At 51.7% G+C, this 12,185-nt stretch carries 12 protein-coding genes and 1 riboswitch; of the genes, 3 read left to right on the forward strand and 9 right to left on the reverse strand.

All coding sequences use genetic code 11. From position 1 onward, the window contains the following. Positions 1-537, forward strand: a 537-nt coding sequence (locus tag ACQY6Q_RS02440) for a DNA ligase (protein WP_427977453.1), incomplete at its 5' end; no start/stop codon positions are given. 91 nt (positions 538-628) lie between these two features. Here the strand turns inward: ACQY6Q_RS02440 and ACQY6Q_RS02445 are convergent. The 9 genes from ACQY6Q_RS02445 to ACQY6Q_RS02485 form a co-directional block, all read right to left on the reverse strand. After that, the gene (locus ACQY6Q_RS02445) at positions 629-1,162 is read right to left on the reverse strand and encodes an ATP-dependent zinc protease family protein (protein WP_427977455.1); all 534 of its coding nucleotides are present in this window, start codon (positions 1,160-1,162) and stop codon (positions 629-631) included. A gap of 108 nt (positions 1,163-1,270) precedes the next feature. Further along, a complete protein-coding gene (gene thiH / locus ACQY6Q_RS02450; protein WP_427977457.1) occupies positions 1,271-2,383 on the reverse strand; it encodes a 2-iminoacetate synthase ThiH in 1,113 nt (370 codons plus the stop codon). A 12-nt stretch (positions 2,384-2,395) separates the two neighbouring features. Further along, on the reverse strand, positions 2,396-3,160 hold the full coding sequence (locus tag ACQY6Q_RS02455; RefSeq protein ID WP_427977459.1) for a thiazole synthase: 765 nt from the start codon (positions 3,158-3,160) through the stop codon (positions 2,396-2,398). An 11-nt stretch (positions 3,161-3,171) separates the two neighbouring features. After that, entirely contained in the window at positions 3,172-3,375 is a 204-nt protein-coding gene (gene thiS / locus ACQY6Q_RS02460) for a sulfur carrier protein ThiS (RefSeq protein WP_427977461.1), read from the reverse strand. Continuing rightward, complete coding sequence (locus ACQY6Q_RS02465; protein WP_427977464.1) at positions 3,372-4,160, reverse strand: HesA/MoeB/ThiF family protein; 789 nt, start codon at positions 4,158-4,160, stop codon at positions 3,372-3,374. Before ACQY6Q_RS02465 ends, thiS begins: the two co-directional genes overlap by 4 nt. Positions 4,161-4,170: 10 nt before the next feature. Continuing rightward, a complete protein-coding gene (gene thiE, locus ACQY6Q_RS02470; RefSeq protein WP_427977467.1) occupies positions 4,171-5,706 on the reverse strand; it encodes a thiamine phosphate synthase in 1,536 nt (511 codons plus the stop codon). Next, on the reverse strand, positions 5,696-7,633 hold the full coding sequence (gene thiC, locus ACQY6Q_RS02475; RefSeq protein WP_427977469.1) for a phosphomethylpyrimidine synthase ThiC: 1,938 nt from the start codon (positions 7,631-7,633) through the stop codon (positions 5,696-5,698). The genes thiE and thiC overlap by 11 nt, the downstream gene beginning before the upstream one ends. Before the next feature lie 107 nt (positions 7,634-7,740). Next, a riboswitch (TPP riboswitch) is annotated at positions 7,741-7,856 on the reverse strand. A 133-nt stretch (positions 7,857-7,989) separates the two neighbouring features. Then, the gene (locus ACQY6Q_RS02480) at positions 7,990-9,177 is read right to left on the reverse strand and encodes an outer membrane beta-barrel protein (protein WP_427977472.1); all 1,188 of its coding nucleotides are present in this window, start codon (positions 9,175-9,177) and stop codon (positions 7,990-7,992) included. Between the two features lie 101 nt (positions 9,178-9,278). After that, positions 9,279-10,190: a 1,4-dihydroxy-2-naphthoate polyprenyltransferase gene (locus tag ACQY6Q_RS02485; protein ID WP_427977474.1), complete on the reverse strand. Its 912-nt coding sequence runs from the start codon at positions 10,188-10,190 to the stop codon at positions 9,279-9,281. Positions 10,191-10,308: 118 nt separating this feature from the next. Between ACQY6Q_RS02485 and ACQY6Q_RS02490 the strand changes: the two genes are divergently transcribed. Further along, on the forward strand, positions 10,309-11,631 hold the full coding sequence (locus tag ACQY6Q_RS02490) for an isochorismate synthase (RefSeq protein WP_055733735.1): 1,323 nt from the start codon (positions 10,309-10,311) through the stop codon (positions 11,629-11,631). Next, on the forward strand, positions 11,624-12,185 hold a 562-nt coding region (gene menD / locus ACQY6Q_RS02495), incomplete at its 3' end, for a 2-succinyl-5-enolpyruvyl-6-hydroxy-3-cyclohexene-1-carboxylic-acid synthase (RefSeq protein WP_427977476.1). The genes ACQY6Q_RS02490 and menD, both read left to right, overlap by 8 nt.

Raw genomic sequence — 12,185 nt, forward strand, 5'->3', positions numbered from 1 at the left:
TTAATCCAACAGCAAAACCCCTCTGCAGAGCAATGGCAAGCTCTGCAATTTATAGTATTTGACTTACCCGATGCTGCAGGCAGTTATCGCCAGCGTTATCAACGCTTGCAACAGCTAGTAGAGGGTAAGCCGTTTTTGCAGCTACCGGTTTACCACCCTTACTCTGGGCCAGCAGAATTAACACACCAATTAGACGAGCTGAGCAAACAAGGAGGTGAAGGGCTGATGTTGCGCGATCCCGACGCGCTCTATCTGGCAACACGCAGTAAAGCCTTGATTAAGTATAAAAGCTATCAAGATGGCGAGGCCGAGGTCGTCGGCTACAGCCCCGGACAAGGCAAATACCAAAACGTGGTCGGTGCCCTAGTGGTTAAAGATGCTCAAGGACGGCTATTTAAACTGGGCAGCGGTCTAACCGAACAGCAGCGCGCTAAACCACCCGCCATAGGCAGCATGGTGCACTACCGTTATAACGGGCTGACCAGCAAGGGGAAACCGCGCTTTGCCCGCTTTGTGCGGCAATACCAAGCGCTATAAGCGTAAAGTCGCTAAACAGACTAGAGCAAGTGAATAACACCGTAACAAAAAAGGGGCCTTCGCCCCTTTTCTCTCAAACTCAAAACCTAAGCTACTTTAAGTTTTTATTGCGCTCTACATCCACTAAGTAGTCGCCTTCCAACCAGTTGCGCCCCAGCAGCATTTTATAGTGCATTTTACTGCGGTTACGCAGGTTCACTTCTACGGTTTTGGCCTGCCCCTGCCATGCTACCGCCAGCGCCACTTTATAACGCACCTCTAAACCTTGCGAATTACGCACTGCCACCACATCGGTAATTTTGGCCTTGCCAAGATGTCGCTCGCCTTGCTCGTTTTCGGTAGTAAATTGCAGGTACTTACCAATATTGCTGCGCATCTTCGGCCGCACCACCGACTTTTGCTCAGCCTCGCTGTAGTCTGCGGGATTGATGTTTATCCCGTCGAGTACATGCATATCCACCGCATGTAATGAGGTACTGCTGGCTCCGGTATCCACTCGACTCAAAAAAGCCAAATCGGCTTCCAGTACTTTGACATATTCGGCGGCGCCTACCACTTGCTTCTCGGCCATCGCCGCATGGCTGGCCATCAGCAACGTGAATACCAGCAATAGGTTTTTCAACATCGTTCACCTCTTCAATTATCGCTATTTAGCGCCGCAGCGCTTTGGCCACCTAGCCTAACACGATTTTTTTGATTTTAGCTAAATCTAGTCGAGCCCAACCAAAGCAAGTTAGCCCATCACCCTGTCCCAGTCTTTCCACACCACTTGGTAACCGGCCTTACGTACCGCAGCGGCCACCTCTTCAGGGCGCCTATCGTCGCTAATTTCAAACTGCTCCAACGCCTCAACAGCAGAGTCGGCATAACCGCCGGGCTGAGTGCTAGAAAAAGCGCTCATGCTGGTAATGCCCAGTGGAATGGCGTGATTGCGAAAATGCTCCGATTCGCGGGTCGACAGCGACAACTCAACATCGTGATTAAATAAGCGATAAGCACAAATTAGCTGTACTAACTGCTTATCTGTCATCAAAGATTTGGGTTGAAAACTGCCTTCACAGGGGCGTAAGCGCGGAAATGAAATGGAAAATTTACTCCGCCAATAACGGCGTTCTAAATACTGTAAGTGGGCGGCGGCAAAAAAGCAGTCGCTGCGCCATTCATCCAGCCCAATTAAGGCGCCAATACCAATTTTGCGGATCCCGGCTTCACCTAAACGCTCCGGCGTGGCCAAACGGAAATCAAAATCGCACTTTTTGCCCTTATGATGCACTTCGGCATAACGACGACGGTTATAGGTTTCTTGATAAACCATCACCGCATCAACACCCAAGCTAATCAACTCTTCATATTCGGCCTGCTCCAAAGGCTGTACTTCCATGGAAACATGGTTAAATAGCGCTTTTACCCGTGGCAGAACCTTACGAAAATAAGTCATGCCGGTCAGCCGTTCCGACTCTCCGGTCACCAGCAGAATATGATCAAAGCCAAGTTGTTTAATTGCTGCTAATTCGGCGTCGATGGCGGCTTCGTCCAAGGTCACTCGGCGAATTTTGTTGCCCATAGAAAAACCGCAATAATCACACACATTACTGCACATATTGCTTAAATACAGTGGAATATAAAACTGCTGGTTTTTGCCAAAACGCTGTTGAGTAATACGCTGGCTGCGCTGCGCCATTTGCTCCAAATAGGGCTCTGCGGCTGGCGAAATTAAGGCTTGAAAGTCGTCCAAGTCTAACTTATCTTTGGCCAACGCCCGCTCTACATCGGCCGCCGACTTACTGTTAATCGCCAGATGTACCTCGGCGCAATCATACTGCGCCAATAGCTCCGAAAAACTCATGCCAGCTCCTTATCAATCATCCAGAAAGGCAGTTAAAGGGCTCGACGCCTCCGCCTGCTGTAACTGCCCACCTAAACCGGCCAAGTAGGCACTGCGTCCTGCTTCAACCGCTTGGGCAAAGGCTTTAGCCATGGCCACCGGATCTTTGGCCACCGCCATCGCGGTATTAACCAATACCGCATCTGCCCCTAGCTCCATCGCCAAGGCGGCATCCGAAGGTGCGCCGATGCCAGCATCCACCACCACCGGTACCCGAGCTTGCTCGATGATGATTTCTAGAAAATCGCGGCTACGTAAACCTTTGTTGCTGCCAATTGGCGCTCCTAGCGGCATCACCGCTGCGCAGCCTAGATCTTCTAAGCGCTTACACAGCACCGGATCGGCATGCACGTAAGGCAATACCACAAAGCCCTGTTCCACCAAAGTGGCGGCGGCCTTTAGTGTTTCAATCGGATCTGGCATGAGATATTTGGGATCGGGGTGGATTTCCAATTTTACCCAGTTGGTGCTCAGCGCCTCACGCGCTAACTGGGCGGCAAATATCGCTTCCTCGGCATTACGCGCACCGGAAGTATTGGGCAATAAATTCACCCCGGCTTTAACCAAGGGCGCAAGTATATCGTCGTCTTGGTCTTGCACATCGACACGCTTCATCGCCATGGTGACCAACTGGCTACCACTGGCTTGAATGCTTTGGCTCATTAACTCGGAAGTAGCAAATTTGCCGGTTCCAGTAAACAAACGACTGGTAAAACTTTTATCTGCAATGCTTAACATCTTTACTTCTCCTAGCCGCCGGCAATCGCGCGAAAAACTTTGACTTTCGCCTGCTCGCTGAGCGGCGTATTGGCCCAGTCACTGCGGCTAACGATGTTGCCGTTTACTACCACAGCGATGCCGTTGGGGTTGTGTTGTTGCTGCTCTAGCAGCTGTTGCAGAGTGAGCGCGGCTGCAAGCTCTAGGCGCTCACCATTAAATTCGATAGTAATCATGATGCTTGTTTCTCTTCTCCACATACTGGGCAGGCACTATCGGCATTCACCTTAAGATGGAACCACTCCAGACTATGCGCATCAAAGCTGGAAAAACGGCCCACTTGAGCAGAGGGAATATCGGCCAGCAGTTTCAGCGTTTCTAAGGCCTGTAGGCTGCCAATGGTGCCCACCACCGGGCCTAAAATCCCAGCGTTGCTGCAGTTAAGCTGTTGCTCACTGGCATCAGGAAACAGGCAGTGATAACAGCCCTGAGGCTGCTGGCGAAAGTCAAATACCATTAGCTGACCATCAAAGGCCACCGCGGCGCCACTGACCAAGGGCACCTTGGCCTCGACACAGGCTTTATTCACCGCATAACGGGTGGCGATATTGTCGCTGCAATCGAGCACCACATCGGCCTGCGCCACTTCCATCGCTAACAGCATCGCATCCATTTTTCGCTGCACGGTACGTACTTGCACGGCGGAATTAAGTGCCTGTAACTGCTGTTTTGCGGCCACTACCTTAGGCTGTTCAATATCGGCTTCGCGGTATAACACCTGGCGCTGCAAGTTAGAACTCTCAAGCTGGTCAAAATCGGCGATCACCAATTTACCTACTCCTGCGGCGGCTAAATACAGCGCCGCCGGTGCGCCTAAGCCCCCCATCCCCACTAGCAAGACCTGAGCGTTTTTCAGTTTCAACTGCCCCGCCTCACCCAGCTCTTTGAGTAACAGGTGACGGCTGTAGCGCAGGCATTCCTGATCGCTTAATGCTGCTGGTTTGGATGTGCTTTGACTCATAGTGTTTCCTTTACTCGATTGGCTGCTCAACAATGGCCTGCAGCGCCGCTAGCGCAATAACGGGATCACTGGCTTCGGTAATCGCTCGTACCACCGCCACACTGCCTACCCCACACTGCCATACTTGCTTGGCGCGCTCCAGATCAATGCCGCCAATGGCTACCAAGGGGTAGTCTTGCATTAACGCCGCATAGCGGCTTAGCTTGGCCAAGCCCTGCGGCTTGGACGGCATTTGTTTGGTGGTAGTGGGGAAAATATGCCCAAGAGCAATATAACTGGGTTGCAACTGGCTGGCACGTAGCAATTCAAAATAACCGTGAGTGCTAATACCTAAGCGCAAACCCGCCGCAGCAATGGCGCTTAAGTCGGCTACCTCTAGATCCTCTTGACCCAAGTGCACCCCGTAAGCGCCATGTTTCACCGCTAATTGCCAATAGTCGTTAATAAACAGCCGCGCCTGATAATCCCGACCCAGTGCAATCGCGGCTTGAATATCGGCCTCCACTTCACTGTCGGCTTTATCTTTGATCCGCAGTTGCAGAGTTTTCACGCCTAATTTAAGCAAACGCGCTATCCACTCTAGGCTGTCTACCACCGGGTAAATACCCAGCTGATTGGTATCACAGCGAGCAAAGGGCACCGCTTCTGGCCAAGATTCGCCTAAACCAAACAATTGGCCTAGCGCGGTTTGCGCCGACTCCACACGCGGAAAATCACTACGCTGCTGCGGCCAGCCAAGGTGAGCTAGGTTGCCCCGCCCCTGTAGCTGTTTCAGCCCTTGAAACACATAGGCCTTGGCTAATACCAAGGCATCTTCCATGGCAAAATCGTGCGCTAGCGCCGAAGCCAAGGCCGAGGCCAACGTGCAGCCAGTACCGTGAGTGTGCGGCGCATCTAAGCGAGGGCTGGATAGCAAAATCTCGCGCTGCCCGTCGCTGTAATAGTCCACCGCTAAGTCTGGGGTAATCTCACTGTGACCGCCCTTAGCCCACACCGCTTTTACCCCTAACGCTAACAGCTGCTGACAAGCCTGCTTGAGCGCCGCCACGCTGCTTAGCTCGATGCCGGTTAAACTGGCTAGCTCACTGGCATTAGGCGTCACTACATCGGTTTGCGCAAACAAAGCAGGCAAGGCAGCAATCACTCCCTCTAGCGCTAAACTAGCACCGGAGCTGGCCACCAGCACTGGGTCACAAATCACCAGTGGCGGTTCTGCCCAGTTGGCCTTGTAGCCGGCAATTTTATCTGCCACCAGCTGCACTAACTCGGCGCTGCCCAACATGCCAATTTTGATCACCTTGGCCGGGTTAGTTTCGGCTAAGGCATCTAGTTGGGCGGCTAACAGTTCCACCGACGAGGCCTGTATCGCCCTCACCCCTTGAATGTTTTGCGCGGTAATCGCGGTCACCGCTGTGGCGCAGTCCACCGCTAAATCGTGGGCGGTCAGTAAATCGGCCTGCAAACCCGCACCACCGCAGCTATCGCTGCCGGCGATACTCCAAATTTGCGGCCGCAGGCTGGGCTGCTCGACAAACTTATTGTTCATCGGCGGTCTCGGCGCGTAGCGGTGAGTGATAAATTTCTGCGCCCTTGCCTCTAAACTCGGCAGACTTTTCCGCCATGCCTTCGGCTACGTAGCTCAAGTCAGCTAGCGGCTCGTCTAACAACTTAATTTCAAGGTCATTGGCGTAATCGCGTACTTCCTGAGAAATCTTCATCGAGCAGAACTTCGGCCCACACATCGAGCAGAAATGCGCCACCTTGGCTGAATCTTGCGGCAGGGTTTCGTCGTGATAAGCACGCGCGGTATCTGGGTCTAGGGCTAAGTTGAATTGATCTTCCCAACGGAATTCGAAACGCGCCTTGCTCATGGCGTTATCGCGAATTTGCGCGCCACTGTGGCCTTTGGCTAAATCGGCCGCATGAGCAGCAATTTTATAGGCAATAAGACCTTGTTTAACATCATCTTTATTAGGTAAACCAAGATGTTCTTTAGGGGTGACGTAACACAGCATGGCGCAACCAAACCAGCCGATCATCGCCGCACCAATCCCCGAAGAGAAGTGGTCGTAACCAGGAGAAATATCGGTAATTAGCGGGCCAAGGGTGTAGAACGGCGCTTCATGACACTCTTCTAGCTGCTTCTCCATGTTCTCTTTGATCATTTGCATCGGCACGTGACCAGGGCCTTCGATGATCACCTGTACATCGTATTCCCAAGCAACCTTGGTCAGCTCGCCCAGGGTTTCCAATTCGGCAAACTGCGCTTCATCGTTGGCATCGGCAATCGACCCAGGACGCATGCCATCACCCAAGGATAGCGATACATCATAGGCGGCACAAATTTCACAAATATCGCGGAAATGCTCGTAGAGGAAGCTTTCTTGGTGATGGGCCAAACACCACTTAGCCATAATCGAACCACCACGCGACACAATGCCGGTCACCCGTTTGGCCGTCATAGGCACATAACGCAGTAATACCCCTGCATGAATGGTGAAATAGTCCACCCCTTGCTCGGCTTGCTCAATCAGGGTGTCGCGAAACACTTCCCAAGTGAGATCTTCAGCAATGCCGTTGACTTTTTCTAGGGCCTGATAAATGGGCACCGTACCAATTGGCACCGGCGAGTTACGAATCACCCATTCGCGGGTTTCGTGAATATAACGGCCAGTGGATAAGTCCATCACCGTATCCGCGCCCCAACGAGTCGCCCAAACCAGCTTTTCAACTTCTTCTTCAATCGACGAGGTGACTGCCGAGTTACCGATATTGGCGTTTACCTTCACCAAGAAGTTACGGCCAATGATCATCGGCTCGGCTTCAGCGTGGTTAATGTTGGCCGGAATAATCGCTCGGCCGCGCGCCACTTCGTCACGCACAAATTCTGGGGTAATGTACTCAGGCAAGGCCGCACCAAAGGAGTGACCGGGTTGTTGCTGATCCAGCAAGTCTTGGCGGATTTTTTCGCGGCCCATGTTTTCACGGATCGCAATGTATTCCATTTCTGGCGTCACAATGCCTTGGCGAGCATAGTGCAACTGAGTAACAGTTTTTCCGAGCTTGGCCTTACGTGGGGTTGGCAGGTTTTCAAAACGAATATGGTCCAAGCCTTCATCGGCAAGACGCTGCTGAGAGAACTTAGAACTTAAGCCGCTGAGTTCTTCGGTATCGCCGCGCTCGTCAATCCAAGCCTTACGCAACTGCGGTAAGCCCTTATGTACGTCTAGCTCGGCCTGCTCGTCGCTGTAAATGCCCGAAGAGTCATATACTCGTACCGGCTCGTTGGCTTCAAATTTAGGTTGCTCTTTGGTGCCGCCGACCAAGCTGTCGGAGAGATTAATTTGGCGCATCGCCACTTGAATATCGTCTCGGCTACCTTGAACGTAGATTTTTTCTGAATTAGGAAAGGGTTGGCCTTGCAGATTATTGATGTATTGCTCTGCTGCAGCTCGATTTTCGCGTCTTGACATGACTGGCCTCTTAATAAAATTTAACAATGAGGCTTGTCGGATGTAGGAAAAGTAATCGGACACTCTGCTGCATTAAGCAAAAAGCGATGCAACTAAAGTAAACAGATAGGATTACTCATCTTGTTCCCTGCGCAGGCATTACCCTGATCAAGTTATACGGATCCCGCACTACGTAGCTATTGCTAACCGCGGTCTCAGCCTTTCGGCACTCCGACAAGAGAGCCGAGTATAGGAGCTATAAAACTAAACCACAATAGCGAAATCTCACAAACGGCGCGATAAATATACAGCGCGATGACTCGCCAGGGCTAAGCGTAGTCAGCCCTGGTGGCTTGGTGATGGAGGCTCAGCCTAGCTTATAAACTCATGCGAATCTTTAAGCTGGTGACTTGTTTGTCGTAACTCACCCCGCTCTGGTTTGAGTCTTTATCGCGCCATAATTGCCATAAGGACACTTCTAACCAGCGGCGAAATTGATAACGAATACCCACTCGCCCTTCGTATATTTTGTCGTTGCGCTCTAGGCCCACGTAGTCATCGTTCGCGTAGGCCAAGGTAAGGTTAGTGGCTAAACGCTCTAACCAGTAATGCTCCCAGTCAACGCTCAACTTGTTATTGTCAATCACGTCTCCGCCTTGCTCTGGCGCTTTGGCTTGGCGCCCCCCCTCTAGACTGAAATGGGAATAACTGCGTGGTGACCAATCTGCCGCCAGCGACCAACTCAAGCCGCTAAATTGTTCGCGCTCGCCTTGGTCAAAGTTACGCCGTTGCCAACCTAGTTTGGCCCGCCCCTTGGTTCTTCCACTGATTTCCCAGTCGGCTCCCACAAACCCGGCTAGGTCGTTAAAATCTCGACTGGCCACGCCATCCTGCTGTTGTTGGTAGTCACTGCTAAGCGCCCCCAGCTCGGCCAGTATTCGCGTCGCCGAAGAGAGCCGGTAGAAAAAGCGGGCATTGCCTTGCAGGGCATTACGATCTCGGAATTGAGTGAAATCACGAAAATTTTCATAGTCGATACGCCGCAGCAAGGCCTCTAGCTGAACTTGTGCGCTAGCGCTGGCTGCACCAAAGTCATAGAGACCACGCAGCACATTTAAGCGGTAACGCACTGGTTCGTCGATGGAACCACCCACACCTGAGGATATACCCTCACCACGTTGCTCATGGTTGCGCTGAAAGTCATAACGCAGATTCAAGCGATGCCTGACGCTAAACTTCCAGTCACCGGCTAAACGGAACTTATGGTCAACAAAATTATCCGCGCTACTGTCGGCGTAGTCCCCCCAAATCAGGCGGTAACTGGCATAGTAGGCACTTTTTTGTTGTTCGGAAATAGCGCTAATGGCCGGGGAAACTACGGTTCCCCAAGAAGCTATTTGATCGCTTTCCCTGTTGGTCAAATTGCTATCGTACAAGCCCATCACTTCGATGCTGGGCACAATGCCAACGCCATCTGCGGTATACCATTTTGCCGGCTGAATAGCCGCCGCAACTGGCACCGAGCATAGCAACGCTGGCAACAAGACACTCCCTATCTTGCGCATTGGCGATCCTCCCAAGTCTCTGTCACTACCTTAGCAAAGCTAAAGGACTTGGCTCAATGCTTTTTGTCTATGGCGGCGAAATAAGCCTGCTGGGCTACTCGCTACCAGCTAATTTGAACCCCGGCGCTAAACACTAAAGCAATGATAAAGCTCAACTTTGCTGTGGCCTGTAGCTGTTGGTCAAGATCTTGCGCCTGATAACCCACAAATACCGCATGACTCACTTTAATTAAGGCCAGCGCAGGCAAGATGAATAACCAAGCCAAGCTAAGGGGAGCCTGCAACCAAGTCACCAACGCAAACAATACTAGAGCAGAATACACCAAGGCCAAATGGTAACAGCGGGCTCGGTATTCGCCTAAACGTACCGCTAGAGTGTGCTTGCCAGCTTGTTGGTCGGGTTTAAAATCCCGTAGATTATTAATATTTAGCACCGCGGTAGCTAACAAGCCGTTAGCCGCGGCCAGCATCAACACCCGCTGGTCAAACTGGTGAGTATGTAGATAATAGCTACCCAACACGCCCAGCAAACCAAAGAAGATAAATACGCTAATATCGCCAAAACCGCGATAGCCGTAGGGCTTAGAACCCATGGTATAGGCGATGGCTGCAATGATGGAAAGCCCGCCTAAACCGATAAAACCTAACCACGCGGTAACATTGTTACCCAAGCTGACGCTAAGTAATGCTAAGCCGGCAACAATGGATAAGCCCGCCACGCTAATAATCGCCCGCAGCATCTGCTGGCGCGATAACAAGCCTGCTTGGATTGCCCGCTGGGGACCAAGCCGAGTATCGTCGTCGAGACCCTTTTCAGCATCACCGTAATCGTTAGCGAGATTAGATAAAATTTGCAGCAACAAGGCGGTGACTAAGGCCAAAACCAGTACCGTCCAAAAAAACTGCTGTTGAGCATAGGCCAAAGCCGAACCCAAAATAATCGAAGCGCTCGCCAAAGGCAGAGTTCGTAAACGAGCCGCATGAAGCCATGATTTCAAAGTAATATTCAACATTAACGATAACAACTTAGCGCCTATTATTGCTCAGCATCAAGGCAGAGCCAAATCTAACTATAATGTTGCGCTAAAAACCGCTACATTGAAACGCTAATCTCCCGCAGGAATGGATTAAGTGAGACTATCGGCTAGCCAATTTCAATTCTTAATTGACCAGCTTCGGCAAGCACCGCAACAAGGTTTTCAGCAAGCTTGTATTCAGCTCAACAAGCTTGATTTGCTGGCTTGGTTAAATCAGCAACAACACACTACCCGCGGTTATTGGAAGAACAAACACCGCCAGCAAGTCGCCTTTATTGGCGCGGCAAAATCGGTATTAGACCTTGAACAACTGCAAGCGGTGAGTGAGCAGCTAGATAAAAGCAATAACCAATTACGCTTTTACGGTGGCATCGCCTTTTCCCAACAAAGCGCCCAGTGGCCAAGCTTTCCGCAGCACCGTTTCATTCTTCCGCGCTTTGAGATCCGCTGCGATGGTGAATACACGCGGCTGTTCGTTAACGCCAACTTCCAGCAACAACCCGAATTAGAATATCAGCGCATTAAACAAGCCTTTGCTGCGCTGCGCCCCAGCCGCCCTTTACCCGAAAATGCCACCAAGGCGCTGAGCCGCCAAGATCAACCCAATGCCCAACAGTGGCAAAAGCTGGTTGATGAAGTCACCAGTGATGAATTTCAGCAGCACACCGCCAAAGTAGTCTTGTCACGGCAAACCTCTATTCAATTAAATGGCGAAATTAACCCCTTTACTCTGCTGCAACAATGGCAGCAAAAAGAGCCTAAATGTTATAGCTTTCTATTTCAGTTTGATGGCATTAACAGCTTTCTCGGTTGCAGCCCAGAGCGTTTATATTCACGCGAAGGCAGCCAACTGGTCAGCGAAGCGCTGGCTGGTACCGCTCCGCGAGGCGTCAGCCCGGAACAAGACCAGCAGCTGGGCCAACTGTTGCTGGAAGATGCGAAAAATCAACTGGAAAACCAATTGGTGGTAGAAGATTTAAGCCGCCGCCTGCAAGAGTTAAGCCTGCATGTTAATGCTCTAGAACAACTGGAACTGGTGAAACTAGACCGAGTCCAGCATTTAAAACGCCGCATTCAGGCGCGCATCAGTCCCGCCCTAGCCGACCGCTCGTTGCTGCAAGCTCTGCACCCAACCCCAGCGGTGGGTGGCCTGCCGCGTTCTTCTGCGGTAGAGTTTATTCTTAAAAATGAAGGTTATGCCCGCGGCTGGTATGCCGGCGCCGTAGGTTGGCTGAGCGGCGCTCAAAGTGAATTTTCGGTGGCCATCCGCAGCGCCTTAGTCAGCCCCCAGCAACTCAGTAGCTTTGCTGGCGCGGGCATTGTGGCGGGCTCGCAAGCTGCCCAAGAGTGGCAAGAGCTAAACCACAAAATAGCCACTATTTTGCAATTAGTGGATGAGGACGCACTGCTTGATTAAAAACATTAATATCGCTTGGGCCGAATGGCTAATAGAAGACTGTGTTCGCCATGGTATAAAGCACTTTTGCCTTGCCCCCGGTTCTCGTTCAGCCCCCTTAAGCCTAGCGGTGGCCCAGCACCCGAAGTGCATCAGCCATTGTCATTTTGATGAACGCGGTTTAGGCTTTTTTGCCCTAGGGCTAGCCCGCGCCAAACAACAAGCGGTGGTCGTAATTACCACCTCTGGCAGTGCCGTTGCCAACCTTTACCCAGCGGTGGTGGAAGCGAGGCAAAATGGCGTGCCCTTGGTGATTTTAAGTGCCGACCGCCCCAGCGAGTTAATTGGCGTGGGAGCCAATCAGGCGATTCAACAGCAGGGCATTTTTAGCCACTATCCAGTCTATCAAGCGCAATTAAGCGAGCCCAGTTTAGCCAGCCCACCACAAACCATGCTCACCCACTTAGGCCATGCCTTGGCCCAACAACAGCAGCAAGCGGGGCCGATTCATCTCAACTGTCCTTATCGTGAGCCCTTTTACCCGGAACAAGTTAAACAAGACTTAAGCGAACACG

Source organism: Agarivorans sp., assembly GCF_050295395.1.
GTDB lineage: Bacteria > Pseudomonadota > Gammaproteobacteria > Enterobacterales > Celerinatantimonadaceae > Agarivorans.

What these genes read in the sequence shown, in the direction of transcription:
- ACQY6Q_RS02480 (WP_427977472.1), bottom strand. Translation starts at nt 9,177, where the DNA reads ATGCGCAAGATAGGGAGTGTCTTGTTGCCAGCGTTGCTATGCTCGGTG.
- thiC (WP_427977469.1), bottom strand. Translation starts at nt 7,633, where the DNA reads ATGTCAAGACGCGAAAATCGAGCTGCAGCAGAGCAATACATCAATAAT.
- thiH (WP_427977457.1), bottom strand. Translation starts at nt 2,383, where the DNA reads ATGAGTTTTTCGGAGCTATTGGCGCAGTATGATTGCGCCGAGGTACAT.
- ACQY6Q_RS02465 (WP_427977464.1), bottom strand. Translation starts at nt 4,160, where the DNA reads ATGAGTCAAAGCACATCCAAACCAGCAGCATTAAGCGATCAGGAATGC.
- thiE (WP_427977467.1), bottom strand. Translation starts at nt 5,706, where the DNA reads ATGAACAATAAGTTTGTCGAGCAGCCCAGCCTGCGGCCGCAAATTTGG.
- ACQY6Q_RS02445 (WP_427977455.1), bottom strand. Translation starts at nt 1,162, where the DNA reads ATGTTGAAAAACCTATTGCTGGTATTCACGTTGCTGATGGCCAGCCAT.
- thiS (WP_427977461.1), bottom strand. Translation starts at nt 3,375, where the DNA reads ATGATTACTATCGAATTTAATGGTGAGCGCCTAGAGCTTGCAGCCGCG.
- ACQY6Q_RS02455 (WP_427977459.1), bottom strand. Translation starts at nt 3,160, where the DNA reads ATGTTAAGCATTGCAGATAAAAGTTTTACCAGTCGTTTGTTTACTGGA.
- ACQY6Q_RS02485 (WP_427977474.1), bottom strand. Translation starts at nt 10,190, where the DNA reads ATGTTGAATATTACTTTGAAATCATGGCTTCATGCGGCTCGTTTACGA.